This is a genomic window from Klebsiella sp. S69 (genome assembly GCF_016516145.1).
GTDB lineage: Bacteria > Pseudomonadota > Gammaproteobacteria > Enterobacterales > Enterobacteriaceae > Klebsiella > Klebsiella oxytoca.
Window position 1 is genome coordinate 110,095 of sequence record NZ_JACVUU010000010.1, and the last position, 24,095, is coordinate 134,189.

Below are 24,095 nucleotides of genomic sequence, written 5' to 3' on the forward strand. Positions count from 1 at the left end.
ATGCCAGAGCAGCCGTTAATTATCGGCGTTCGACACCACAGCCCGGCCTGCGCCAGGCTGGTAAAAGAACGCATCGAACAAACGCGTCCGCGCTACGTTCTGATTGAAGGGCCGGTGGACTTTAATCAGCGCCTGGATGAGCTGTTTTTACCTCATCAATTGCCCATCGCCATCTACAGCTACTGCCAGTCTCAGGAGGGCGGCGCGGCGGGACGCGGTGCCTGGACGCCGTTTGCCGAATTCTCCCCCGAGTGGCAGGCGCTGCTGAGCGCCCGGGCGACGGGCGCGCATATTCGCTTTATCGATTTACCGGTCTGGGCGCAAAGAGAGGATGACAGCGATGCCTCTGACGCTCGCCGCGCCGATGACCAGCAGCGCCTGTTTGCCGCCAGCGGAATGGAGAATACTGACGCGCTGTGGGACCATCTGTTCGAAGATGAAACCCAGCGCGCCGGTCTGGAGCAGGCGCTGAAAACGTACTTTATCCAGCTGCGCGGCGATAGCAGCGGCGGGGAAAACAGCCGGCAGCGGGAAGCCTGGATGGCCCGCTGGGTGGCATGGGCCATGCAGCAAAATGACGGCCCGGTCGTGGTGGTCTGCGGCGGCTGGCACGCCCCGGCGCTGGCAGCCCTGTGGCGGAATTGCCGGGCGCCAGCGCAGGAACCTGAATCCCCGCCACCACCGACGCCCGACGCCGTCACCGGCTGCTACCTCACCCCCTACAGCGAAAAGCGGCTGGACGTTCTGGCGGGCTATCTTTCCGGGATGCCGGCGCCGGTCTGGCAAAATTGGTGCTGGCAGTTGGGCCTGCGTCAGGCCGGGGAACGGCTGCTGAAAACTTTCCTTGCCCGCCTGCGCCAGCATCGCCTTCCCGCCTCAACGGCCGATTTCGCTGCCGCCCACCTGCGCGCAATGGCGCTGGCGCAGATACGCGGCCATACCCAGCCGCTGCGCTGCGACTGGCTTGACGCGCTGGCGGGCTCGTTAATCAAAGAAGCGCTCAATGCCCCGCTACCGTGGAGCTATCGCGGCGTGATTCATCCGCAAACCGATCCGATTCTGCTGACCATCGTGGATGCGCTGGCGGGAGCCGGTTTCGGCAAGCTCGCTCAGGGAACGCCGCTGCCGCCGCTGCCGCAGGACGTCGATCGCGAGCTGGCGCGCGTCGGGATCGCCGTACCGGCAAACCTGAACATCAATCGCTATACGCCCGAGGGATTAGCAAAAAGTCAGGTCTTACACCGGTTGGCCATCCTCGACATTCCCGGTTTCCAGCAGCAAACGGGCAGCGCGGTGACGCTTTCCGGCGATGGCGAAGAGCGCTGGCGACTGTTTCCAACCCTGGAGCAGCACGCGGTCCTGATCGAGGCCTCCCGCTACGGCGCTTCCCTGGCGGAGGCCGCGCGCCAGCGGCTGGAAGCGGCTATTCTGGCCTCCGGGGGGATCAAAAGCCTAGCCGCCAGCCTGAATCAGGCCGCGCTGGCGGGGCTCTCTACCTTCAGCCAGCAGATGCTGGAACAGCTGGCGCAGCTGATTGCCGAAGAGAGCCAGTTTGCCGAAATGGGGCCAGCGCTGGAGGTGCTTTACGCCCTCTGGCAGCAAGATGAGAGCAGCGGTATGCAAAACGCCGCGGTGCTGGAAATCACGCTTTGCGCGGCGCTTGACCGGACGCTGTGGCTTTGCGAATCCAGCGGCGTTGCCGAAGAGCAGCAGTTTCACGCCCATCTGCATAGCTGGCGCACCCTGTGCCACATCCTGCGCGATCTCCACAGCGGCAGCGTTTTACCGGGAGTTTCGCTCAGCGCCGCCCTGGCGCTGCTTGAACGGCGAATTCACGCCGCAGATGCCGCACCGCTCGACCGCGGCGCGGCGCTCGGCGCGCTGATTCGTCTTGAGCATCCCACGGCAACCGCTGAAGCAGCGCTGACCCTGCTGACGCAGCTCTCTCCGCAGCGTCTGGGAGAAGCGGTCCACGGTATGCTGGCGCTGGCGCGCCATCAGCTCGCCTGTCAGCCCGCTTTTATCGCGGGATTCAGCGCGCTGCTCGCCCGGCTGGCGGACGATGAGTTTATTCTCGCGCTGCCGGATCTGCGGGCGGCGATGGCGTGGCTGCCGCCTCGGGAACGCGGCGAGCTGGCCCGCCAGGTGCTCGATCACTATCACATGTCCATGCTACCGACCTCTGCGCTACAGGCGCCGGTTGCCTGCTCGCCGGAGCAGTTACTCTATCATCAGCAGCTGGAACAGCAGGCGCTGGCCGCGCTACGCCATTGGGGAGTACGCTAATGAACAGGTTATCCGATATTCTGACAACCCAGGAGCTCCAGCGCTGGCGGCTGATTCTGGGCGAGGCCGCCGAAAACAGCCTCGGCGGCCTCGATGAGCATGCCCGTCAGGTAGACCATGCGCTGGAGTGGCTCTACGGCCGCGATCCGGAGCGACTACGGCGAGGCGAGCGCCAGGGTGGACTGGAGGATTCCAGCCTGACGACGCCGGAATGGATCAACGCTATCCACTCGCTTTTTCCGCAGCCGGTTATCGAGCGGCTGGAGAGCGATGCGGTACTGCGCTACGGCATCGATGAGGTGGTGACCAATCTGGAAGTGCTTGAACGTATCGAGCCTTCCGAAAGCCTGCTGCGAGCGGTACTGCATACTAAACATCTGATGAATCCAGACGTGCTGAACGCCGCCCGCAAGCTGGTGCGCCAGGTGGTAGAGCAAATTATGGCCCGGCTGGCGACAGAGGTGCGCCAGGCTTTTTCCGGCGCGCGCGATCGGCGCCGCCCCTCGCGTATCCCGCTGGCGCGCAACTTCGACTTCAAAAATACCCTGCGCGCCAACCTCAAGCACTGGGACCCGCAGCGCAGCAAGCTGTACATTGAATCGCCTAAGTTTATCAGCCGTATTAAACGCCACAGCGAAAAATGGCAGCTGATTTTGCTGGTCGATCAGAGCGGTTCGATGGTGGATTCCGTTATCCATTCGGCGGTTATGGCGGCCTGCTTATGGCAGCTGCCCGGCATTCGTACGCACCTCGTGGCGTTTGATACCAGCGTGGTGGATCTCACGGACGACGTTGCCGACCCGGTAGAGCTGCTGATGAAAGTTCAGCTCGGCGGCGGGACCAATATCGCCCAGGCCGTTGAATATGCGCGACAGCTGATTGAACAACCGCAAAAAAGCGTCATCGTGCTGGTGAGCGACTTTTTCGAAGGCGGGGCGAACTCGCTACTGATTAATCAGGTCAAGCTGAGCGTGCAAAGCGGCGCTAAAGTCCTCGGGCTGGCGGCGTTAGACAGTTCGGCATCCCCCTGTTATGACCACGATATGGCCCAGGCGCTGGTTAACGTCGGGGCGCAAATCGCCGCCATGACGCCCGGCGAACTGGCCTCCTGGCTGGCGGAGAATTTACAATCATGATGCCTTTACGCCCCGAATTACTGGAACTCACCCCACAGGCGCTCATGGCGCTAAGCAACGCCGGATTCGTAAAACGCAGCCAGAAAGAGCTGGATAACGGCAATATCCCCGAGCTTGCGCAGGATGAAGACGGCACCCTGACCGCCGTATTTCACGACGGCACCCGCACCCGGCTGGCAAAAGGCCAGGCGCTCAAAGAATCCAGCTGTACCTGCGGCGCCAGCGGCATGTGTCGTCATCGCGTGATGCTGATCCTCAGCTACCAGCGCGCCAATACCGGTGATGAGCGTCCCGAAGGGGAACCGGAGAGCGGCGAACGCTGGCATCCGGGACTGTGGCAAGCGGAGCTGGCCGCTCTCCCCGAGTCCGTTCTGAAGCGGGCGCAGCAGCTGGCGGATAAAGGCGTCGCGGTGGAGCTATTCTGCCGACCTAACGAAACGCCTTCGGCAAAGCTGCCGATGAGCGATGTGCGTTTTTATTCCCGCAGCAGCATCCGTTTTGCCCGCTGCGACTGCGTCGACGGCTCGCTGTGCGAACACGTGGCGCTGGCGGTTCAGGCTTTTACCGATGCCGAAGCCCAGCAGCCTGGCTTTACGCACCTGGTCTGGCAAACGCGCAGCCGCAAGGCCGCCGCCCGCGGAGGGCCCTTTGATACCCCTGACGGCGAGGCCTGTCGACAAAGCCTCCGCCAGCTCAGCCAACTGCTGTGGCAAAGCGGCGTCAGCCAGCCGCCTATTGGCTTCGAGGCGGCGTTCACCCGGGCACAGCGCGCGGCGCAGACGGTAAACTGGCGCTGGGTCGTCGGCGCACTTGCTCAGCTTCGCGAAGGCGTCGAGGCCCTTCAGCAGCGCGCCAGCCATTACCATCCTGAACAGCTTCTCAGCCAGCTGGCAGGACTTAACGCCCGCCTTGAGAGCGCCGACAGAATGGCGCAGCTTGCCGATGCCGACCAGACGCCGCCCCTGCCGTGGCGCACCGTGGTGGGCCAGGGTATCGCCGGCGAAGCGCAGCTCGATCATTTGCGACTTATCTCCCTGGGAATGCGCAGCTGGCAGGATAATCACCGCTACGGTTTACGCATCTGGTTTAGCGACCCGGATACCGGCAGCATTATGCATCTGTCGCGCAGCTGGCCGCTGGCGGAACGGGCGCAAAGCCCGCTGTGGCAGCGCCGCCTGTTTAGCTTCCAGGCCGGCGCGCTGGCGGGCGGGCAGATAATTACTCAATCAGCGAGCCGCAACGCCAGCGGCGAACTGCTGCTGAGCGCGCGCCACCGCCTGAGCAGCAACGTTCCGCTCAGTGAAGAGGCCTGGCTTTTGCTCAGCGCGCCGCTGCGCCAGCCGGGGGTTGCGGCGCTGCATGAGTATCTGCGCCAGCGCCCTCCGGCGTGGGTGCGTCCGCTTAATCAGGTGGATAATCTGTTTATTTTGCCGGTGGATGCCTGTCTTGCCGTCGGATGGGACGCCGCCCGGCAAACGCTGGATGCGCAGGTTCTCAGCGGCGAAGGGCAAGACAACGTTTTGCAGCTGTCCCTTCCCGCCGCCGCCAGCGCGCCCTATGCCGTTGAGCGAATGGCGGCGCTGCTCAGCCAGGCGGACGATCCGGTAGTGATGGTGTCCGGGATGGTCACCTTTAGCCACGGGCAGCTTAGCCTGGAGCCGCTGGTAATGATGACTCGCACCCGCAGCTGGGCGCTGAACGCGGAACCGCTTCCCGTTGGGCCACTGCCTGCCGGCGATATCCTGCCGCCGCGGTCGCTGGCCCTGACGCTGTTGCAGCGCACCCGGGCGCTGCTGATCCAGATTATGCGCAACGGCCTGCGCTATCAGCAAAAGGGCCTTTTTCGCGAAGCGATGACGCTGAGCGACGATTTAACCAACGGCGGATTTAATCATCTCGCGCGCCTGCTCCACCAGTTGGCCGAGCGCGAAACGGCGACTTCCGAGGATACGCTCAGCGCTATCGCCCAACTCTGTATACAATTAGAGATGATGATTGATTAACAAGGAATGATAATGAAATTTAACCGCAGGATTACCGCCGCTCTGGGCGCAACGTTAATGATGGCCGCGCTCGTCGGCTGCGATAGCAACAAAGATGAGGTCAAGACGTTTCACAACACGATAAACGGCGTAGACCTGACCTACACCTATCACTACAAAGACGATGTCGTTACCCGCCAGGACGCGGAGAATACTATTCCCTATACATCACTCGGGGTGAGTAACGAAGAGCAGGCGCGCAAGATCATCGATCCTATCGGCGTGGCCTACAGCAAAATCAAAGGCGTCACCCACAGCGTCGACTATAAAGAGAGCGCCGCGCAGGAACACCTCTCCATCGACTTTAATCAGGCTAAAATCAGCGAGCTGTGTCAATTACCCGGGGCCAGCTTTACCGACTGTTCCCAAAAGTTTATTTCGCTGAGCGAGTCGGAAAAAATGTTGAAATCACAGGGTTTTAAAGAAGTGAAATAACCCAGACTGGCGCGGAGAACTCCCGGCTTACGCTACGCTTAGCCGGGCTACCCCGGTCAGGCTACAGGGCCGTACATTCGGGGAGCCCGGCTCTGGCGTTAACGCCGCAAGCCGGGGAGGCATATCAGGATTTCGCGTGTTCGCGCTCGGTCAGCCCGCGCAGGAAGTAGCGCAGAAACTGGTCGCCGCATTCGCGGAAGTTTTTATGCTCCGGAGCGCGCATCATGGCGGTGATTTCCGGCATCGAGACGCGGAATTTCTGCTGAGTGAGGATAGCGAGAATGTCATCCGTCTTCAGGGAAAAGGCAATACGCAGTTTTTTCAGCACGATATTATTATTCACCCGGCGTTCGACCGCCAGCGGCGGCGCCGACGCATCTTTACCGCGTTTGTCGTAAATCAGGCCGTTGAGAAAATTCGACAGCACGACATCCGGGCAGCGCACAAACCCCTCTTCGTCTTCTTTTTTCAGCCAGGGTACCAGCTGTTCGGCGCTGACCGGCGCATCCGCCAGCGCAAAAATACGTACCAGGCCGCTGTTATTGGTTTTCAGGGTGTAGCGCAGGCTACGGAGAATATCGTTACTGATCATATTGCCTTCATGATGAAAAATTCTGCCGCACAGTTTATCACGATTCCGCCGTTTTACAGACCAATCGCCTCTTTCAGGCTTTTCAGATAACGGCGGCTCACCGGCACCGTTTGCCCGGCTCGCATCAGCAGCTCCGCCTGGCCGTTTTCCTCAAAGCGGATCTCCTTGAGATGGGACATGTTAACCAGGTACTGGCGATGGCAGCGCAGCAGCGGCGTTCGGCTCTCGAGGGTGCGTAAGGTGAGCTCGGTAAAACCCTCCTTTCCTTCGCGGTCGGTCACGTAAATCCCGCTCATCCGGCTGCTGACGAAGGCCACGTCTTCCATCTGCAGTAGCCAGATGCGGCTGTGGCCGGTGCAGGGAATATACTTTAGCGCCTGCTGGGTATCGTCGAGGGCGGTCATATCCTGCAGGCTGCGCTCCTGGCGCAGTCGAGCCAGCGTTTTTTCCAGCCTGGCGGACTCTATTGGCTTCAGCAAATAATCAAACGCGTGCTCTTCAAAGGCTTTCACCGCGTACTCGTCAAATGCGGTGAGAAAGACGATATAGGGCCGATGCTCCGGGTCAAGCATGCCAACCATCTCCAGGCCGCTGATACGCGGCATCTGGATATCCAGAAACAGCACGTCCGGGTGCAGCTTATGTACCGCGCCAATCGCCTCTACGGCATTTCCGCATTCGCCCACAATCTCGATATCCGGCTGGGTCTCCAGCAAAATACGCAGGTTTTCACGCGCCAGCGGCTCGTCGTCGACAATTAATACTTTTAACATGCGTTTTCCTCCAGAGGCAGTCTCAGCGTGACGCGGGTAAAACATTCCGGCTCGCAGGTGACGGTGATCCCGCAATCGGCGCCGAAGCGCGCCCGCAGACGGCGATCAACCAGATTCATGCCCAGTCCGCTGGCGCTGGGTTTGTCCTGATATAACCCGGCGTTATCTTCAATATCCAGCTGCAGCCAGCGCTGGTACTGGCTGGCGCGAATGGTGATTTCCCCCACCCCAAGGTGCTGCGAAGTCCCGTGCTTAATGGCGTTTTCGACTATCGGCTGTAGGGTAAAAGCCGGCAGTTGATGCTGGGCCAACGCTTCCGGCACCAGCATGTGGATCTGTAGGTTGGCCTGAAAGCGCGCTTTCTCAATCTGCAAATAGGCGTTTACATGTTCGATCTCATCCGCCAGGGTCACGATCTCCGCTGGCCGTTTCAGGTTTTTGCGGAAAAAGGTCGACAGATACTGCACCAGTTGCCCCGCCTGGTCGCTATCGCGGCGAATCACCGCTTTCAGGGTATTCAGCGCGTTGAACAGGAAGTGCGGATTCACCTGGGCGTGCAGCAGCTTGATTTCCGACTGCGTTAGCAACGCCTTTTGCCGCTCATACTGTCCGGCCAGGATCTGCGCGGATAACAGCTGGGCAATCCCCTCCCCCAGCGTGCGGTTGATGGAGCTGAACAGGCGGTTTTTCGCTTCATAAAGTTTTATCGTGCCAATCACCCGCTGATTCTCGCCGCGCAGCGGAATAACCAGCGTGGAGCCCAGCTTACAGTTAGGATGAATCGAGCAGCGGTAGGGCACCTCGTTACCGTCGGCATAGACCACCTCGCCGGTATCGATCGCCTTTTGGGTATAGAGCGAAGAAATAGGCTTACCGGGCAGATGGTGATCGTCACCGATCCCGGTAAACGCCAGCAGCTTGTCGCGATCGGTGATCGCCACCGCGCCGATATCCAGCTCCTGGATCAGTACCTGCGCGACCTTCATGCTGTTCTCTTCGTTAAACCCCTGGCGCAGGATCCCCTCCGTCGACGCCGCCACCTTCAGCGCGGTGGCCGAGAAAGCCGAGGTATATTTTTCAAACATCGCCCGCTTATCCAGCAGGATACGCATAAACAGCGCCGCCCCGACGGTATTAGTCACCATCATGGGGGCAGCGATGCTTTGTACCAGATGCAGGGCATCTTCGAACGGGCGAGCGATCAGCAAAATGATCAACATCTGCACCATTTCAGCAAAAAAGGTAATCGCACCGGCCGTGAGCGGGCTGAAGACTTTATCCGGTCGCCCGCGTTTAACCAGAATGCTGTGCACCAGCCCGCCGAGCAGTCCTTCAACGATGGTGGAAACCATACAGCTCAGCGCGGTCATGCCGCCCAGCGAGTAGCGATGAAGGCCGCCGGTCAGTCCCACCAGGCCGCCGACCACCGGCCCGCCTAGCAGGCCGCCCATCACCGCGCCGATGGCTCGCGTATTGGCGATCGAATCTTCGATATGCAGGCCAAAGTAGGTGCCGAGGATGCAGAAAATAGAGAAGGTTACGTAGCACAAGAGCTTATGCGGCAAACGGACGGTGACCTGCATTAACGGGATGAACAGACGCGTTTTGCTCATCAGCCACGCGATGACCAAAAACACGCACATCTGCTGAAGCAGCAGCAACACCAGATCAAACTCGTACATACCCGCAGACCACACTTCATTTGAAAGCGCGTAACATACACTGCTTGCGTATAACTTTCTTTGAAGCAATACATGAAAATGATAATTCATGTTCAGGATCACACTTCTTAGCGCCTCGACGATCCGTTTTTGTACAAAAAACAGACAAAAATCTCCGCTTCGGCAAACAGCTTCTACAGTTAATAGAGGAGAACACAGCGGGAGGAGAAAATGGCGCTTTATACAATTGGCGAAGTTGCCCAGCTTTGCGATATCAATCCCGTGACGTTACGCGCCTGGCAGCGGCGCTACGGATTACTGAAACCTCAGCGTACCGACGGCGGCCACCGCCTGTTTAATGAATATGAGATAGACCGTATTCGCGAAATCAAACGCTGGATTGACTCCGGCGTGCAGGTCGGGAAAGTGAAAACGCTGCTGATGGATAATGAGCAGGAGAGGGTCGACGGCTGGTGCGATCGGCAGGAGATGCTGCTCGGCTATCTGCAAAACGGAAGTTATCATCGCCTGCGGATGTGGCTGAAGGAGCGCAACCACACCGACTCTGCGCAAACCCTGGTGAAGCACCTGATCAACCCCTTACGCCAGCGCCTGCTCAGCCCGCAGCCAACGTTGCTGGCAATGCGGGGCATCCTGGACGGCATTCTGATTAATCATATCGCCCGATGCCTGTCCTCGACGGCAAAATATCCCGGCGACCATGCGCTGATTATGGGCTGGAATGTGAACGATATCACCCGGCTATGGCTGGAGGGCTGGATAGCCAGCGAACAGGGCTGGCGGGTGGATATTCTCGCCCATTCGCTGAACCAGATCCGACCGGAGCTTTTCCCCGACAGTACGCTAATGGTCTGGTGCGGAGAGGCGCCCTGTAGCGCCCAGGTGAATCAAATGCGTCAATGGGAGCAGCAGGGCCAGATTATCTGGCTGAATCACGCGACCGCAACGTCTCCCGGAGGCGGCGCCTGAGGCGCCTGTCCGGGCTACGGGTTACCGGCAATCTGTGGCCCGGTAGCCCGGCTAAGCGCAGCGCAAGCCGGGAAGAAGCCCCAGCAATACCACATCACGGCACATTCCCCGGGTTGCGGCGTAAACGCCTTGCCCGGGCTACCGGCCCGCAGACGGTGATGAACCGTGGCCCGGCTAAGCGCAGCGCAAGCCGGGGGGCTGTCGTAGCTAAACCGCAATTAATGTTTCATTAACACCTGCGCTTCACCGTATAATCCTTGCGTTAACATCAGGAGCCTATTATGAAGCCAGCGAAAATTGCGGTTATTACTCTGTTCTTATTTATGGCCATCAGCGGCATTGGCGGCGTGATGCTGGCCGGCTATTCATTTATTGTTCGCGGCGGTGTCGGCTGATTAGCCGGGTCAGCCGTTCAAAGCCGCGATCGACGATAATTGCTGCCAGCGCCACCAGCAGCGCCCCCTGAATGACATAAGCGGTATTAAATCCGCTCAGGCCGATAACAATCGGCGTGCCGAGCGTATTCGCGCCGACGGTTGACGCAATGGTCGCCGTCCCCATATTCACGATGGTCGAGGTACGAATGCCGGCGAGCATCACCGGCGCCGCCAGCGGCAGCTCCACCTTTATCAATCTCTGCCAGCCGGTCATTCCCATCCCCTGAGCGATAGATAATACGCCGGACGGTACCGCCCCCAATCCCGCCAGCGTACCCTGTAAAACCGGCAATATGCCGTACAGCGCCAGCGCGATCAGCGCGGGCTGCCAGCCGAATCCCATCACCGGAACCGCAATCGCCAGCACCGCAACCGGTGGAAACGTCTGTCCCATCGCGGCGATCGTCTCTACCAGGGGGCGAAACTCATGGCCGGAAGGCCGGGTGACCGCAATCCCTGCCCCGACGCCCACCACCGTAGCCGCGAGGCTGGAGAGTGCCACCAGCCAACAGTGCGCCAGGGTCAGCGAAATAAAACTCTCCTGCTGATAAACCGGGCGCGGCAGCTCGGGAAACAGCGCGCTGAATAGCGGCGCGCTGTAGGACAACGCCAGCAGCAGCGCGACAAACATTGCGCTCAGCCACAGCAGCGGATCACGTAGCACCTTCACGCCGGGCCTCCTCGCGCAGCAGGTCGGCAAAATGCAACGTCCCGCAGGACTCTCCCCGCTCATCCACTACCGGCAATACCTCGCAGCGATGAGCAATAAACTGCGATAGCGCCTCGCGCAGGGTCATCGCCACGTTTAACGCATCTCCCGCCAGGCGCTCATCGCGGCGCAGATAATCACTCACGCCGCGCAGCGACAGCAGGCGCACGCCCAGTTCGCTGCGGCCAAAGAAGGTCTGCACAAAGGTATTTTTTGGCTCCAGCAGCATCTGCAGCGGCTCGCCCTGCTGCACTACTTCGCCGCCGTCCATCAACACCAGATGATCCGCCAGCCGCAGCGCCTCATCGATATCGTGGGTCACCAGCACAATCGTGCGTCCCAGCAGGCGATGAATGCGGATCATCTCCTGTTGCAGAGCTTCCCGCGTCACCGGATCGAGCGCGCCAAAGGGTTCGTCCATGAGCAACACCTGCGGATTCGCCGCCAGCGCGCGCGCCACGCCGACGCGCTGCTGCTGGCCGCCGGAAAGCTGATGGGGATAACGTTCGCGCAGCACCGGCTCGAGCCCCAGCAAGGCCATCAATTCATCAACCCGCGCCTGCGTTTTTTGCCGCGACCACTTTTGCAGCTGCGGAACGGTGGCAATGTTTTGCGCCACCGTCCAGTGGGGAAACAGGCCGATGGACTGGATGGCGTAGCCCATTCTGCGGCGCAGTTCGAGCACCGGCTGCTGGCGGATATCCTGCCCGGCGAAACGGATCGTCCCGCTATCATGCTCCACCAGGCGATTGATCATCTTCAGCGTGGTCGATTTCCCCGAACCTGAGGTGCCAATCAGCACCGAAAATGCCCCCTCGCGCAGATGCAGATTGAGGTTTTTCACCGCAGGCTGTCCGGCAAAGGCTTTATTGACGCCGTCGAACTCAATCACGGACCTCTCCTTTGAGTAATGCGCCCCACAGCGCGAATAGCGCATCCACCACCACCGCCAGCGCGATGGTCGGGATCACCCCAAGCAGCACCAGATCCAGCGCGCTGCTGAGTAGGCCCTGGAAAACCAGCGCGCCAAAGCCGCCTGCGCCAATCAGCGCTGCGACGACCGCCATACCGACGGTTTGTACGCTAACCACCCGCAGGCTGCGCAACAATACGGGCAATGCCAGCGGCAGCTGTACCTGACGAAACCGCTGTCCGCCGCTCATCCCCATCGCCACCGCGCTCTCCAGCGCTTCACGCGGAACCTGCTGCAGGCCGACCGTCACCCCGCGTACCAGCGGCAACAGCGCATACAGCACCAGCGCAATCAGCGCAGGCGTAATGCCGGTTCCGGAAACGCCGAGCTGGGCAAGCGAAGGAAACTGGCGCGCCAGCCCCGCCAGCGGCGCAATAAGCAGGCCGAACAGCGCCACGGAGGGAACGGTCTGAATCACATTGAGAACCGCAAAAACCGGCGATTGCCAGCGAGGGAAGCGCCAGAGCCAAACGCCAATGGGCAGCCCAATCAGCAGCCCCGGCAGCAGGGTACCGAGCAGCAGAGTCACATGCTGCGACAGCGCATCGTCAAACACTTCCCGGCGATTGAAATACTCTTTCAGCAGAGAGAGTTCATCGAGGCTCCCCAGTCCCAGCAGCAGCGCGGGCAGCAGCCAGATTTGCGCATTGAGCAACCAGCGCCACAGGGCACGGGAAGTCAGACGGCGAACGGCATCGCTGGCGATAAGCAGACAGAGCGCCAGCGCCAGCCACAGGCCGCTGCCCGGCGAGGTACGGGCCAGCGACGAACCGTTCTGCGCCAGCTGCACCGCCGCCCCGCCGGCCCCCCAAAGCAGCGCAGGCAGCAGCAGATCCGCCAGCAGGAAGATGACCAGCAGCGGGAAGCGCCCCGGCCGCCAGCACAGCAGCGCGATGAACAGCGCCGCCCCCGCCTGCACGCCCGCCAGCCATGGCCAGACCTGCCATAGCCAGCGTCCCTCGCCGGATAACAGCCGGTTAGGCGCATAATTGATAAACGGCAGCGCCATCGCCAGCAGCAGTAATAATGCCAGCAGCAGCGCAACGCGGTTACAGCAACGAATCGTCACGCGAACTCTACTTCAGCAGCCCTTTTTGTTGCAGATAGTCGGCGGCGACTTTCTTCGCATCCAGGCCCTCTACCGCAATACTGGCGTTCAGCTTTTGCAGGGTCTTTTCATCCAGGCTGGCAAAGACCGGCTGTAGCCAGTCGGCTATCTGCGGGTATTCTTTCAGCACCGCTTCACGCACGACCGGGGCCGGGGCGTAAATTGGCTGCACGCCCTTCGGGTCGCTCAGGGTTTGCAGGCCCAGCGCGGCGACCGGGCCATCGGTGCCGTAGGCCATCGCCGCATTTACGCCGGAGGTCTGCTGCGCCGCCGCTTTAATGGTGACCGCCGTATCGCCGCCCGCCAGCGACAGCAGCTGGTTCTGTTTGAGCGTAAAGTCGTAGGCTTTTTCAAATGCCGGCAGCGCATCCGGCCGTTCAATAAATTCCGCCGAAGCGGCCAGCTTAAAGTCACCGCCCTTTTGCAGATAGCCGGCAAGGTCGCTTAACGAGGCGAGGTTATTTTTTTCCGCCAAATCCTGACGAACGGCGATGGTCCAGGTGTTGTTGGCCGGAGCCGGAGTAAGCCACACGAGCTTATTCTTTTCCGCGTCCAGCTTTTTGACTTTCTCGTAGCCCTGCTGCGCGTTTTTCCACGCCGGGTCGTTCTCCGCTTTAAAGAAGAAGGCGCCGTTACCGGTATATTCCGGATAGATATCCAGTTCACCAGCGGTTATCGCTCCGCGCACCACCGGCGTGGTGCCGAGCTGGATTTTATTGACGGTTTTCACTCCGTGGCTTTCCAGCACCTGCAAAATAATATTGCCGAGCAGCGCCCCTTCGGTATCGATTTTTGAGCCGACTTTAACCGGCTCCGCCGCCTGCAACGGCAGACTTATCAGGGCCGCCAGCGCCAGCGTGCCGGACCACATACTTGCCTTTATCATTCTCGCGTCCCTCTTTAATTTGCGCTCCATTAACAGGAGCTTAAGCAAAAAGCGTAGTTCATTTGGGGCGGAGCGGAAAAAGAAAAGGCCGATAAATCGGCCTTTGGGATAAGGAATGCGTGTTCCCGTGCGGCGGCCACAGCCTTACCCGGGCGACAAAGCGCAATTACAGCAGTTCGAACTCGCCCTGCTTCACGCGGGCGGAATCGACGCCGATAAAGACGTTGAATTTGCCCGGCTCGGCGTCGTACTTCATCTGCTGGTTCCAGAACTTCAGCGCCTCAATGTCAATCGGGAAGCTGACGGTTTGCGTCTCACCCGGCTTGAGGATCACCTTCTTAAAGCCGCGCAGCATTTTCACCGGCCGGCTCAGGGAAGCGGTGACGTCCTGCAGATAAAGCTGAATCACCGTCGCCCCTTCACGCTTGCCGGTATTGGTCACCTGCACGCTGGCGGTTACGCTACCGTCACGCTGCAGGGTCGGCGCCGACATTTTCACATCGGAAACGCTAAAGGTGGTATAGCTCAGGCCGTAGCCAAAGGGATAGAGCGGGCCGTTGGCCTCGTCAAAGTAGCGCGAGGTGTACTTGTTCGGCTTATCTGCATTGTACGGGCGACCGGTATTGAGATGGCTGTAGTAGGTTGGGATCTGCCCGACCGAACGCGGGAAGGACATCGGCAGTTTGCCCGACGGGTTGTAGTCGCCGAACAGCACGTCGGCAATGGCGTTGCCGCCTTCGGTACCGGCGAACCAGGTTTCGAGTATCGCATCGGCCTGCTGATCCTCTTTCACCAGCGCCAGCGGACGGCCGTTCATCAGCACCAGCACCAGCGGTTTACCGGTCGCTTTCAGCGCGCTAATGAGGGCGCGCTGGCTCTGCGGCAGGGTGATGTCGGTGCGACTGGAGGCTTCATGCGCCATACCCTGCGCTTCACCCACCACGGCAACCACCACGTCGGACTGCTTCGCCGCCGCCACCGCTTCATCAATCATCTCCTGCGGCGAGCGTGGATCAACCTGCACCGCTTTCTCGTACAGATTAAGGAAGTCGACGATACCTTTATCATCAGTGACGTTGGCGCCTTTGGCATAGATGATTTTGCCCTGATCGCCCAGCGCCTTTTGCATTCCGGCCAGCACGGTGACCGACTGATCGGCCACGCCCGCCGCTGACCAGCTGCCCATCATGTCGCGCTTGCTGTCGGCCAGCGCGCCGATTACCGCGATAGTGCCCGATTTTTTCAGCGGCAGCGTGTCGAGACGGTTTTTCAGCAGCACCAGGCTTTCGCGCGCCACTTCACGCGCTTCTTTACGATGCAGACGGCTTTCGGCATTGGTATCCTGCGGATCGGAATCTTTCGGCCCCAGGTGGCTATAGGGATCGTTAAACAGCCCCATATCGTATTTGACGTTCAGCACGTGGCGGGTTGCATCATCGAGCTCCGCCATCGTCACCTTGCCGGACTTCACCAGCCCGGGCAGATACTTACTGTAGTATTCATCGCTCATGCTCATGTTGATACCGGACTTCAGCGCCACGCGCACCGCGTCTTCCGGGTCCGCGGCCACGCCGTGTTTGATCAACTCCTTTATGGCCCCATGGTCGGACACGGTGATGCCTTTGAAGCCCCACTGGTCGCGCAGCACGTCCTTCAGCAGCCAGGAATCCGAGGTTGCCGGAGTACCGTTAAGCGAGTTGAGCGCGACCATTACCGCGCCGCTGCCTGCGTCCAGCCCCGCTTTATACGGCGGCATATAGTCGTTAAACAGGCGCTGCGGGCTCATATCGACGGTGTTGTACTCTTTGCCGCCTTCGACCGCGCCGTAGGCGGCAAAGTGCTTAACGCTGGTCATCACCGAGTAGCGGTCCGCCGGGCTTTTGCCCTGCATGGATTTCACCATCTCTTCCCCCATGATGGTGGTGAGATAAGTGTCTTCGCCAAAGCCTTCCGAGGCGCGGCCCCAGCGCGGGTCGCGGGAGACGTCGACCATCGGCGCCCAGGTCATGTTCAGGCCATCGTCGGCCGCTTCGTAAGCTGAAATCCGCCCGACGGTATTCACCGCATCGAGGTTGAAAGAGGAAGCCAGGCCAAGAGATATCGGAAATACCGTGCGCTGGCCGTGCAGCACGTCAAAAGCGAAAAACAGCGGGATATTCAGGCGGCTGAGCGCCATCACCTGATCCTGCATAGCGCGGATATCATGGCGGGTCACGGTGTTAAAAATCGCCCCTACCTGCCCCTCTTTTATCATTTCGCGGATGGCTTCTTTCGGGTTATCCGGACCTACGCTAATCAAGCGCAGCTGACCGATTTTTTCGTCCACCGTCATTTTCGTCAGCAGTTCGGTCACAAACGCATCCCGCGCCTGCGGCGTTAAGGGATGATTGCCGAACAATTCATCCGCCAGCGCGGGTTGCAACGCCAGGCTCACAGCGACGCCTACAGTACAAAGCCATTTCATTTTTATCCCTCATTGTTCCAGTCGGCCAGATCGGCGAAAAGATAGCAAAAATCGAAGTCTGCCATAAACATAAACGAGACGCCTGAAGAAAGCGCGCGTTGTTCTCTGATTTTTCGAAACATTGATGCATCAAATTGTCATACAAAGGGCTATTCTTATTTTTGATAATTTTGTACCGCCACAAGGAGTGGAACATGTCATCTGCAACAACTCATAACAACGCTTTTCTGGCTGAACTCGCTCGCCTGGTTGGCACCTCCCATCTGTTGACCGACCCGGCCAAAACCCAGCGCTATCGCAAAGGCTTCCGCTCCGGCCAGGGGGAAGCGCTGGCGGTGGTCTTTCCCGGCACGCTGCTGGAGCTGTGGCGCGTGCTGAACGCCTGCGTCAACGCCGATAAAATCATTCTGATGCAGGCGGCAAATACCGGCCTGACCGAAGGCTCAACGCCGAACGGCAATGATTACGATCGCGACATCGTCATTATCAGCACCCTGCGCCTGGATAAACTGCACCTGCTGGATAAAGGCGAACAGGTACTGGCTTATCCCGGCACAACGCTCTATTCGCTGGAAAAAGCGCTGAAGCCGCTGGGTCGCGAACCGCACTCCGTCATTGGCTCATCCTGCATCGGGGCATCGGTGGTCGGCGGGATCTGCAACAACTCCGGCGGCTCGCTGGTACAGCGTGGCCCGGCGTATACCGAAATGTCGCTGTACGCGCAAATTGATGAAAACGGCAAGCTGACGCTGGTGAACCACCTCGGCATCGACCTCGGCACCACGCCGGAGCAGATCCTCAGCCGCCTCGACGACGAGCGGGTTAAAGATGAAGATGTCCGCCACGATGGCCGCCACGCTCACGATCATGATTACGTCACCCGCGTGCGCGACGTGAATGCCGATTCCCCGGCGCGCTACAACGCCGACCCGGACCGCCTGTTTGAATCCTCGGGTTGCGCCGGCAAGCTGGCGGTGTTCGCCGTGCGCCTCGATACTTTCCCGGCGGAAAAACGCCAGCAGGTGTTCTACATCGGCACCAACCAGCCGGAAGTGCTGACCGAAATTCGCCGCCATATTCTCGCCGAATTCAGCCATCTGCCGGTTGCGGGCGAGTACATGCACCGCGATATTTACGACATCGCCGAGCAGTACGGGAAAGATACCTTCCTGATGATCGACAAGCTCGGCACCGATAAAATGCCGTTCTTCTTTACCATGAAGGGCCGCACCGACGCGATGCTGGAGAAAGTCTCTCTGTTTAAGCCGCACTTCACCGACCGCTTTATGCAGAAGCTGGGTCACGTCTTCCCGGCGCACCTGCCGGAGCGAATGAAAACCTGGCGCGATAAATATGAACACCATCTGCTGCTGAAAATGGCGGGCGATGGCATCGAAGAAGCCCAGGCATGGCTTGGAGAGTATTTCCAGAATGCCGAAGGGGATTTCTTCGTCTGCACCGCGGAAGAAGGCAGCAAAGCCTTCCTGCACCGCTTTGCCGCTGCGGGTGCGGCGATCCGCTATCAAGCGGTTCACGCCGATGAGGTGGAAGATATTCTGGCGCTGGATATCGCCCTGCGCCGTAACGATACCGAATGGTTTGAGCATCTTCCCGCTGATATTGACAGCCAACTGGTGCATAAGCTCTATTACGGTCACTTTATGTGTCACGTTTTCCATCAGGATTACATCGTGAAAAAAGGCGTCGATGCCCACGAACTGAAGGAGAAAATGCTGGTGCTGCTGAAGGAGCGCGGCGCTCAGTATCCCGCCGAGCATAACGTCGGCCATCTCTATGAGGCGCCGGAAAGCTTAAAACGTTTCTATCGTGAGAACGATCCAACCAACAGTATGAACCCGGGGATCGGCAAAACCAGCAAGCAAAAATACTGGGGAGAAACGCCGGATAACGCGGCAAGCCCTACCGACCCGCAATAATCCCCACGAGGGGCTGTTCAGCCGCGGGGCTTCTGTATTACGCTGCACGCCGGAGAAATCTCCTCTCCGGCAAACCCGCTTAAGGAACCCAACATGTCCGCAGTGGATAAATTACACGACGCTGACTTAGAGATCCGCGAGGCGCTGCCCGATGACGCCCACGCCATCGCCGCGCTGTACGTCTGGCACGTGCTCAATGGACGCGCCTCTTTTGAAGAGATCCCGCCGACCGTCGACGAGATGCGCAAGCGTATTAAAACCGTGCGCGATAGCGGGCTGCCGTGGCTGGTTGCCCTGTGGCGCGGAACCATCGTCGGCTACTGCTACGCCACGTTTTATCGCCCTCGCCCGGCCTACCGCTACACTCTCGAAGAGTCCATTTACGTGGAGGCGGGAATGGGCGGACGCGGCATCGGCAGCGCGCTGCTCTCCCGGTTAATAGAGAAATGCGAACAGGGACCGTGGCGACAGATGTTGGCCATTATCGGCGACGGCCACAGTAACGCCGCGTCGATTGCAATTCATAAAAAGTTCGGTTTTAGCGTGGCGGGCCAGCTGCGCAGCGTTGGTTATAAGATGGGCGACTGGCGCGACACCTTGATTATGCAGCGCCCGCTCGGCGATGGCGACTGGACGCTGCCGGAGTAACCCCTCGGGGTCGCGGGTAAGCGGTAGCCCGGACAGGCGCGCCAGCGCCGCCTCCGGGAAAATCCCCCGGCTCGCGCTGCGCTTAGCCGGGCTACGGTTCAGCGCGGTTCTGTAGCCCGGATAAGGCGTTTACGCCGTAATCCGGGGAAATGGGGGTTAATCGTTCTGCGCGGTCTGCGCGCCGCCTTTCAGCATCGCATCGGCCATCTGCGCTTCGCGCTGTTTTTTATAGCTGAGCGCGGAAGCCGGAACCGGCATCACTTTCCCGGTTTCAATCCACGTTCTCAGACGGCTGGCATCGGCAAAGTGGGTATATTTGCCAAAAGCATCCATCACCACCAGCGCTACCGGGCGCTGATTAATCACCGTACGCATAATCAGGCAGTGGCCCGCAGCATTAGTAAAACCGGTTTTGGTCAGCTGAATATTCCAGTTATCACGATAGACCAGATGATTGGTGTTACGGAACGGCAGCGTGTAGGCGGGATGGGCGAAAGTCGCCATATCTTCCTTCGTGGTGCTCAGCTGGCCAATCAGCGGATACTGCTCGCTGGCGATCAGCAGCTTAGTCAGATCGCGCGCGGTGGAAACGTTATGAATCGACAGGCCAGTGGGCTCAACGTAACGGGTGCGGGTCATTCCCAGCGCCTGCGCTTTGGCGTTCATCGCGCGAATAAAGGCGTTATAGCCGCCGGGATAATGGTGCGCCAGGCTGGCGGCGGCGCGGTTTTCCGACGACATGAGCGCCAGCAGCAGCATATTGCGGCGGCTGATTTGGCTGTTCAGGCGAACGCGTGAATAGATCCCTTTCATTTCAGGCGTCTGGCTGATATCAACGGTCAGCATCTCATCAAGCGGCAGATGGGCATCCAGCACCACCATCGCAGTCATCACCTTGGTGATCGACGCCATCGGACGAACCAGATCCGGCTGGCTGGCATAGATGATCTTTTTGCTGGCAAGGTCGACGATCATCGCGCTGCCGGACGCAATATCCGGCTGGGAAGCGGACACCGCCGCGGGGGATTTAGCCATCGCCTGGGGCGCAAAAGGCACAGCCAGCAGCAACGTCAGGCTGAGCAAAGAAACTCGAAATTTGGTCATCGTGAACATTCTGAAAAGTATTTTTGCACGTTATGAACGTACGCCGCGGCGCTGGGGATAACACCGCTGGCAAAAATCATCATACCCTGTCAGAACGCGCGCTGGCTAATAAGAATCGTGAACAAATGCTGCATTGCCGACATAAAAAACTATTTATGCCGGCAATGAGTTAATCAGAAGAGTCGATAGCCGTAGCCCCAGAGGATCACGGTGATGGCGAGCAGCACTTCCAGCACCAGCACGCCAATCGCCAGGGTCGAGCTGGCGAAACTTAGCCCCTCTTCTTTATTGATGCCAAGGAAAGTCGGGATCCCGAGATACAGCAGATAGCCGGTATAGAGCAGCGCGACGGTTCCCACCAGCGCGCACAGCCACACCAGCGGATAGAGCGCCACGATCCCGCTCAGGAATAGCGGCGTGGCGACATAGCCGGCGAAAACCATACAGCGTTTAAGGGAAGGCCGCTGCGGATAGCTTCGTGCCATCCACCAGATAACCCGCCCCATCACCGCGACCCCGGCGAGCATCACGGCATAAAACAGCACCGCCAGCGCCAGGCCGGTCATCAGCGACAGTTTTATCACCGTGCCGTCGCCGAAGTTCCAGCCCAGCTGCGTGGTGCCGATAAAGGCGCAGATAACCGGAACCGCTGCCATAACCAGCACATGATGCGTGTAGTGATGCGAAACGGTTTCGTTTTCGCTTTTAATAACGCTCATCTCTTGATTAGGATGCGAGAAGAGCCCCCAGACATGGTTCATAGCGTCCCCCTTGTCACGGCGTGGTACAGCACTGATCCAAGTATAATTCACCTTGTAGATTATTTTGTGTACAGCAAGAAAAATGCGCTTCCCCGGCATTTTTATCATCAGGGTGTATGATTAAGGGACTGACGTTTTATGGAGTTTATCTTTATATGGATATCAATAACCTGATTACCCAGTACGGCTACGCGGCGCTGGTCATTGGCAGCATGGCGGAAGGCGAAACCATCACGCTGCTCGGCGGCGTGGCGGCACATCAGGGATTATTGAAGTTCTGGCTGGTGGTTATCTCGGTCGCCCTCGGGGGAATGATTGGCGATCAATTGCTTTATTTGCTCGGCAGACGCTTTGGCGGACGCATCCTGCGCCGGTTTTCCCGGCAGAAGAAGCGGATCCAGAAAGCCCAGCGCATGATCCAGCGTCGCCCCTACCTGTTTGTCATCGGCACCCGCTTTATGTACGGCTTCCGGGTTATCGGCCCGCTGCTGATTGGCGCCAGTCGACTGCCGCCGAAGGTGTTTCTGCCGCTGAATATTCTCGGCGCGATTATCTGGGCGTTAATTTTTACCACGCTCGGCTATCTCGGCGGCGAAGCGATAGGCCCGTGGCTGCACCATCTGGACGCGCATTTGAAACACTGGATCTGGCTGATTCTGGCGGTGGTGCTGGTGGTTGCGGCGCACTGGTGGCTAAAGCGCCGCGAGGCAAAGAAGAAAGAGTGATGAGAGTGCCCGGATGGCGGCATCAACACCTTATCCGGGCGACAGATCCACAAACCATGCGATCTGCAGCCCGGCTAAGCGCAGCGCAAGACGGGGAAACCGAACTACTTCGCCGCCTGATGATACCCGCCGCCCAGCGCGGAGGTTAGCTGGATGCTGGCATCAAGCCACTGGCCGCGCAGACGCAGAGCGGTAATGCGCTCCTGCAAAGCGGGCAGCTTCGCCAGGCTGACGCGCGAACCGGAAATAATCCCGGCATTCATCCGCGCCTGCGCCAGAGCGACCATCCGCTGAGCATCCTTTTCAACCTGCTGCTGCTGCTGATTTTTCGCCATCAGCGTCTCAACCTGGCTGGCGGTTTTCGCCACCTGATTAACCGCATCGACCACCGCTTTGTTGTACTTCGCTATCGACAGGCCATTTTGCGCGCTGGCGATATCCAGATTCGCGTTCAGGCGGCCGCTATCAAAGATCGGCAGGGTCAGCCCGGCAGTGACGCCCATCTGCTGGGCTGAGTGGCGGAACAGATCGCTGAGATGCAGAGCATCCTGTTGCAGGAAGGCCATCAGGTTGATATCCGGATAAAACGCGGCTTTCGCGGCATCAATTTCGCTTAAGGAAGCTTCGATATACCAGTGGGCGACCTGCAGATCAGGACGTCGCGCCAGCAGCTCATAGCCCAGCTCATTGGGCATTTGCGCGCTGACGGCAGGCAAATCCGCCGGATGCAGATTCAGCGCCTGGCTCTGATTGTTGGTCAGCGCCATCAGCCGCGCTTCAATCTCTTTCATACTGCCGGCAACGTCGGCAAGCTGCTGATCGGTTTTACTGACGTTAATGTCGTTCTCCGCCCCTTCGGCCGAGTTGGTGATCCCACGTTGATACAGCGCAGTATCCACGGTAACGACGTTATTCTGTTCGCGCTTCATCTGCGTCAGCACGTTTTTAATGGCCGCCTCGGTCTGCCACTGCCAGTAAAGGCGGGCGACGCTGCTGGCCAGCAGTTCACGGGTCTGGGCTTCTTCAGCGACCTGGGCTTTGACTTCACCGATTCGCCCTTGTAACAGCGCGCGGTTTTTACCCCACAGATCCAGGTCCCATCCGGCGGTCAGCCCGAAGGTACCGTTGGTGTACCACGGCCCGGTATTGCCATCGGTATCGGTGGCAAACGGTCCCATCAGCCCCTCGGAAGACATTTTCTGCCGTTCAAGATCGGCGGAAAAATCCAGATTCGGTCCCAGGGTGGATTGCGACATCCGCGCCTGCGCTTCCGCCAGTTTGATGCGCTGCCCGGCAATCTGCATGTCCGGCGCATTGGCTAAGGCACGCTGAATCAGGCTATTGAGCTGAGGGTCATGATAATCCTGCCACCAGTTGCTTTGCGGCCAGCCGTTTTTCACGGCGGCGGGCAGTTCCATTGATACGTGGGATGCCGGGGTTTGCTGCTGGAGCGGATTGCCAATATCGTGCGATGGCGCGCAGCCCGCCAGCGCGATGGCCAGTGGCAGGCCAGCCAACGCGCGTTTGCTCAAAGTCAGGTTCATGAAATCGGTCAGATGATTAAATAAGGTCGGGTATATTAAGCTAATTGCATCATAGCCGTTTAGTAAAGCGTGTGCCGTAACTATTAGCAGGCTAAAAATAAACTTCTCATGGAGTGAAAATGAGTCAGAACATCTATGACGATCCCGCTTTTTTTGCCGGATACGCCACCCTCGACCGTTCAGTTAAGGGACTGGAAGGCGCGCCTGAGTGGCCAACCATACAGCAAATGCTTCCGCCGTTATCCGGTTTACGCGTCGTCGATCTTGGCTGCGGCTACGGCTGGTTTTGCCGCTGGGCCCGCGATCGGGGCGCCGCGCAGGTCGAGGGACTGGATCTCTCCAGCCGGATGCTGGAGCGTGCCCGCGAAATGACCCGCGGCGAAGGTATCCGCTACCGCTGTGAAAACCTGGAGAACCTGACCCTGCCCGCAAATAGCTGCGAGCTGGTCTATAGCTCGCTGGCGCTACACTATCTGCCCGACGTGGCGCCGCTGTTCGCTACCGTTTACCAGGCGCTGACGCCCGGCGGTACGCTGCTGTTCTCCGCCGAGCATCCCATCTATACCGCCCCGCCGCAGCAGGGCTGGCTGGAAGATGAGAACGGACAGAAGCGCTGGCCGGTGAGCCACTACCAGCAGGAGGGCGAACGTATCAGCAACTGGTTTGCCGACGGGGTGAAGAAGCAGCACCGCAAGCTGTCCACCTGGATAAACCTGCTGGTGGCCGCCGGTTTTATCATCGAGCATCTGGATGAATGGGGGCCAACGGCGGAGCTGATTGCCGCCCAGCCAGCGCTGGATGAAGAAAAAGAGCGGCCGATGATTTTTCTGCTGCGCGCGCGCAAGCCGGCGTAATACGCAAAATGGCCCGGAGGTTATCCGGGC

At 59.3% G+C, this 24,095-nt stretch carries 21 protein-coding genes; 10 read left to right on the forward strand and 11 right to left on the reverse strand.

All coding sequences use genetic code 11. The features are described from left to right. The 4 genes from IAE27_RS11750 to IAE27_RS11765 are packed head-to-tail and all read left to right on the forward strand — an operon-like array spanning window position 1 to window position 5,899. The gene (locus tag IAE27_RS11750; RefSeq protein ID WP_196550176.1) at window positions 1-2,286 is read left to right on the forward strand and encodes a DUF5682 family protein; all 2,286 of its coding nucleotides are present in this window, start codon (window positions 1-3) and stop codon (window positions 2,284-2,286) included. Beyond that, entirely contained in the window at window positions 2,286-3,422 is a 1,137-nt protein-coding gene (locus IAE27_RS11755) for a vWA domain-containing protein (RefSeq protein WP_070556028.1), read from the forward strand. The genes IAE27_RS11750 and IAE27_RS11755 overlap by 1 nt, the downstream gene beginning before the upstream one ends. Next, window positions 3,419-5,425 carry an SWIM zinc finger family protein gene (locus IAE27_RS11760; protein WP_200092461.1) on the forward strand — a complete coding sequence of 669 codons (2,007 nt, stop codon included), beginning with the start codon at window positions 3,419-3,421 and terminating at the stop codon, window positions 5,423-5,425. Before IAE27_RS11755 ends, IAE27_RS11760 begins: the two co-directional genes overlap by 4 nt. Window positions 5,426-5,437: 12 nt before the next feature. Beyond that, window positions 5,438-5,899 carry a YehR family lipoprotein gene (locus IAE27_RS11765; protein ID WP_070556023.1) on the forward strand — a complete coding sequence of 154 codons (462 nt, stop codon included), beginning with the start codon at window positions 5,438-5,440 and terminating at the stop codon, window positions 5,897-5,899. A gap of 124 nt (window positions 5,900-6,023) precedes the next feature. Here the strand turns inward: IAE27_RS11765 and IAE27_RS11770 are convergent, their stop codons facing one another. The 3 genes from IAE27_RS11770 to IAE27_RS11780 are packed head-to-tail and all read right to left on the reverse strand — an operon-like array spanning window position 6,024 to window position 8,946. Further along, window positions 6,024-6,491, reverse strand: a complete 468-nt coding sequence (locus tag IAE27_RS11770; protein WP_004103827.1) for a DUF1456 family protein — start codon at window positions 6,489-6,491, stop codon at window positions 6,024-6,026. Between the two features lie 53 nt (window positions 6,492-6,544). Beyond that, on the reverse strand, window positions 6,545-7,264 hold the full coding sequence (gene btsR, locus IAE27_RS11775) for a two-component system response regulator BtsR (RefSeq protein WP_004103829.1): 720 nt from the start codon (window positions 7,262-7,264) through the stop codon (window positions 6,545-6,547). Then, window positions 7,258-8,946, reverse strand: a complete 1,689-nt coding sequence (locus IAE27_RS11780) for a sensor histidine kinase (protein ID WP_004103831.1) — start codon at window positions 8,944-8,946, stop codon at window positions 7,258-7,260. The genes btsR and IAE27_RS11780 overlap by 7 nt, the downstream gene beginning before the upstream one ends. Before the next feature lie 210 nt (window positions 8,947-9,156). Between IAE27_RS11780 and IAE27_RS11785 the strand changes: the two genes are divergently transcribed. Next, window positions 9,157-9,915 (forward strand): MerR family transcriptional regulator, encoded by a 759-nt coding sequence (locus IAE27_RS11785; RefSeq protein WP_064396299.1) that lies wholly within the window; start codon window positions 9,157-9,159, stop codon window positions 9,913-9,915. Window positions 9,916-10,196: 281 nt separating this feature from the next. Continuing rightward, window positions 10,197-10,310: a protein YohO gene (locus tag IAE27_RS11790; RefSeq protein ID WP_004103838.1), complete on the forward strand. Its 114-nt coding sequence runs from the start codon at window positions 10,197-10,199 to the stop codon at window positions 10,308-10,310. Here IAE27_RS11790 and IAE27_RS11795 read toward each other — a convergent pair. The 5 genes from IAE27_RS11795 to bglX all read right to left on the reverse strand — a co-directional run bounded on the left by IAE27_RS11795 (window position 10,285) and on the right by bglX (window position 16,492). Continuing rightward, complete coding sequence (locus IAE27_RS11795; protein WP_200092463.1) at window positions 10,285-11,022, reverse strand: ABC transporter permease; 738 nt, start codon at window positions 11,020-11,022, stop codon at window positions 10,285-10,287. The genes IAE27_RS11790 and IAE27_RS11795 overlap by 26 nt on opposite strands. Next, the gene (locus IAE27_RS11800) at window positions 11,006-11,953 is read right to left on the reverse strand and encodes an ABC transporter ATP-binding protein (protein ID WP_023321327.1); all 948 of its coding nucleotides are present in this window, start codon (window positions 11,951-11,953) and stop codon (window positions 11,006-11,008) included. Before IAE27_RS11800 ends, IAE27_RS11795 begins: the two co-directional genes overlap by 17 nt. Then, window positions 11,946-13,103 (reverse strand): ABC transporter permease, encoded by a 1,158-nt coding sequence (locus tag IAE27_RS11805; RefSeq protein ID WP_004103843.1) that lies wholly within the window; start codon window positions 13,101-13,103, stop codon window positions 11,946-11,948. Before IAE27_RS11805 ends, IAE27_RS11800 begins: the two co-directional genes overlap by 8 nt. A 7-nt stretch (window positions 13,104-13,110) precedes the next feature. Continuing rightward, on the reverse strand, window positions 13,111-14,028 hold the full coding sequence (locus tag IAE27_RS11810; RefSeq protein ID WP_004114076.1) for an ABC transporter substrate-binding protein: 918 nt from the start codon (window positions 14,026-14,028) through the stop codon (window positions 13,111-13,113). A gap of 166 nt (window positions 14,029-14,194) precedes the next feature. Further along, window positions 14,195-16,492: a beta-glucosidase BglX gene (gene bglX / locus IAE27_RS11815; protein WP_200092465.1), complete on the reverse strand. Its 2,298-nt coding sequence runs from the start codon at window positions 16,490-16,492 to the stop codon at window positions 14,195-14,197. A gap of 194 nt (window positions 16,493-16,686) precedes the next feature. Between bglX and dld the strand changes: the two genes are divergently transcribed. Both dld and IAE27_RS11825 read left to right on the forward strand, forming a co-directional pair. Continuing rightward, window positions 16,687-18,429, forward strand: a complete 1,743-nt coding sequence (gene dld, locus IAE27_RS11820) for a D-lactate dehydrogenase (protein ID WP_154022247.1) — start codon at window positions 16,687-16,689, stop codon at window positions 18,427-18,429. A gap of 93 nt (window positions 18,430-18,522) precedes the next feature. Then, a complete protein-coding gene (locus IAE27_RS11825) occupies window positions 18,523-19,077 on the forward strand; it encodes a GNAT family N-acetyltransferase (RefSeq protein ID WP_004103848.1) in 555 nt (184 codons plus the stop codon). A 156-nt stretch (window positions 19,078-19,233) separates the two neighbouring features. Here the strand turns inward: IAE27_RS11825 and pbpG are convergent, their stop codons facing one another. Further along, window positions 19,234-20,181: a D-alanyl-D-alanine endopeptidase gene (gene pbpG, locus IAE27_RS11830; protein WP_004103849.1), complete on the reverse strand. Its 948-nt coding sequence runs from the start codon at window positions 20,179-20,181 to the stop codon at window positions 19,234-19,236. Between the two features lie 173 nt (window positions 20,182-20,354). Further along, window positions 20,355-20,942, reverse strand: a complete 588-nt coding sequence (locus IAE27_RS11835; RefSeq protein WP_004103850.1) for a Yip1 family protein — start codon at window positions 20,940-20,942, stop codon at window positions 20,355-20,357. A gap of 155 nt (window positions 20,943-21,097) precedes the next feature. Between IAE27_RS11835 and IAE27_RS11840 the strand changes: the two genes are divergently transcribed. Further along, window positions 21,098-21,667 (forward strand): DedA family protein, encoded by a 570-nt coding sequence (locus tag IAE27_RS11840; protein ID WP_004103851.1) that lies wholly within the window; start codon window positions 21,098-21,100, stop codon window positions 21,665-21,667. A gap of 104 nt (window positions 21,668-21,771) precedes the next feature. On the opposite strand, the gene mdtQ is transcribed toward IAE27_RS11840, so the two are convergent. Then, window positions 21,772-23,211 (reverse strand): multidrug resistance outer membrane protein MdtQ, encoded by a 1,440-nt coding sequence (gene mdtQ, locus IAE27_RS11845; protein ID WP_142447411.1) that lies wholly within the window; start codon window positions 23,209-23,211, stop codon window positions 21,772-21,774. Between the two features lie 119 nt (window positions 23,212-23,330). Between mdtQ and IAE27_RS11850 the strand changes: the two genes are divergently transcribed. Continuing rightward, window positions 23,331-24,065 (forward strand): class I SAM-dependent methyltransferase, encoded by a 735-nt coding sequence (locus IAE27_RS11850; protein WP_154022249.1) that lies wholly within the window; start codon window positions 23,331-23,333, stop codon window positions 24,063-24,065. Window positions 24,066-24,095: the final 30 nt, after the last annotated feature.

What these genes read in the sequence shown, in the direction of transcription:
- IAE27_RS11835 (WP_004103850.1), bottom strand. Translation starts at nt 20,942, where the DNA reads ATGAACCATGTCTGGGGGCTCTTCTCGCATCCTAATCAAGAGATGAGC.
- IAE27_RS11810 (WP_004114076.1), bottom strand. Translation starts at nt 14,028, where the DNA reads ATGATAAAGGCAAGTATGTGGTCCGGCACGCTGGCGCTGGCGGCCCTG.
- mdtQ (WP_142447411.1), bottom strand. Translation starts at nt 23,211, where the DNA reads ATGAACCTGACTTTGAGCAAACGCGCGTTGGCTGGCCTGCCACTGGCC.
- IAE27_RS11765 (WP_070556023.1), top strand. Translation starts at nt 5,438, where the DNA reads ATGAAATTTAACCGCAGGATTACCGCCGCTCTGGGCGCAACGTTAATG.
- IAE27_RS11760 (WP_200092461.1), top strand. Translation starts at nt 3,419, where the DNA reads ATGATGCCTTTACGCCCCGAATTACTGGAACTCACCCCACAGGCGCTC.
- bglX (WP_200092465.1), bottom strand. Translation starts at nt 16,492, where the DNA reads ATGAAATGGCTTTGTACTGTAGGCGTCGCTGTGAGCCTGGCGTTGCAA.
- IAE27_RS11825 (WP_004103848.1), top strand. Translation starts at nt 18,523, where the DNA reads ATGTCCGCAGTGGATAAATTACACGACGCTGACTTAGAGATCCGCGAG.
- IAE27_RS11785 (WP_064396299.1), top strand. Translation starts at nt 9,157, where the DNA reads ATGGCGCTTTATACAATTGGCGAAGTTGCCCAGCTTTGCGATATCAAT.
- IAE27_RS11755 (WP_070556028.1), top strand. Translation starts at nt 2,286, where the DNA reads ATGAACAGGTTATCCGATATTCTGACAACCCAGGAGCTCCAGCGCTGG.
- IAE27_RS11850 (WP_154022249.1), top strand. Translation starts at nt 23,331, where the DNA reads ATGAGTCAGAACATCTATGACGATCCCGCTTTTTTTGCCGGATACGCC.
- btsR (WP_004103829.1), bottom strand. Translation starts at nt 7,264, where the DNA reads ATGTTAAAAGTATTAATTGTCGACGACGAGCCGCTGGCGCGTGAAAAC.
- IAE27_RS11840 (WP_004103851.1), top strand. Translation starts at nt 21,098, where the DNA reads ATGGATATCAATAACCTGATTACCCAGTACGGCTACGCGGCGCTGGTC.
- IAE27_RS11790 (WP_004103838.1), top strand. Translation starts at nt 10,197, where the DNA reads ATGAAGCCAGCGAAAATTGCGGTTATTACTCTGTTCTTATTTATGGCC.
- dld (WP_154022247.1), top strand. Translation starts at nt 16,687, where the DNA reads ATGTCATCTGCAACAACTCATAACAACGCTTTTCTGGCTGAACTCGCT.
- IAE27_RS11770 (WP_004103827.1), bottom strand. Translation starts at nt 6,491, where the DNA reads ATGATCAGTAACGATATTCTCCGTAGCCTGCGCTACACCCTGAAAACC.
- IAE27_RS11750 (WP_196550176.1), top strand. Translation starts at nt 1, where the DNA reads ATGCCAGAGCAGCCGTTAATTATCGGCGTTCGACACCACAGCCCGGCC.
- pbpG (WP_004103849.1), bottom strand. Translation starts at nt 20,181, where the DNA reads ATGACCAAATTTCGAGTTTCTTTGCTCAGCCTGACGTTGCTGCTGGCT.
- IAE27_RS11780 (WP_004103831.1), bottom strand. Translation starts at nt 8,946, where the DNA reads ATGTACGAGTTTGATCTGGTGTTGCTGCTGCTTCAGCAGATGTGCGTG.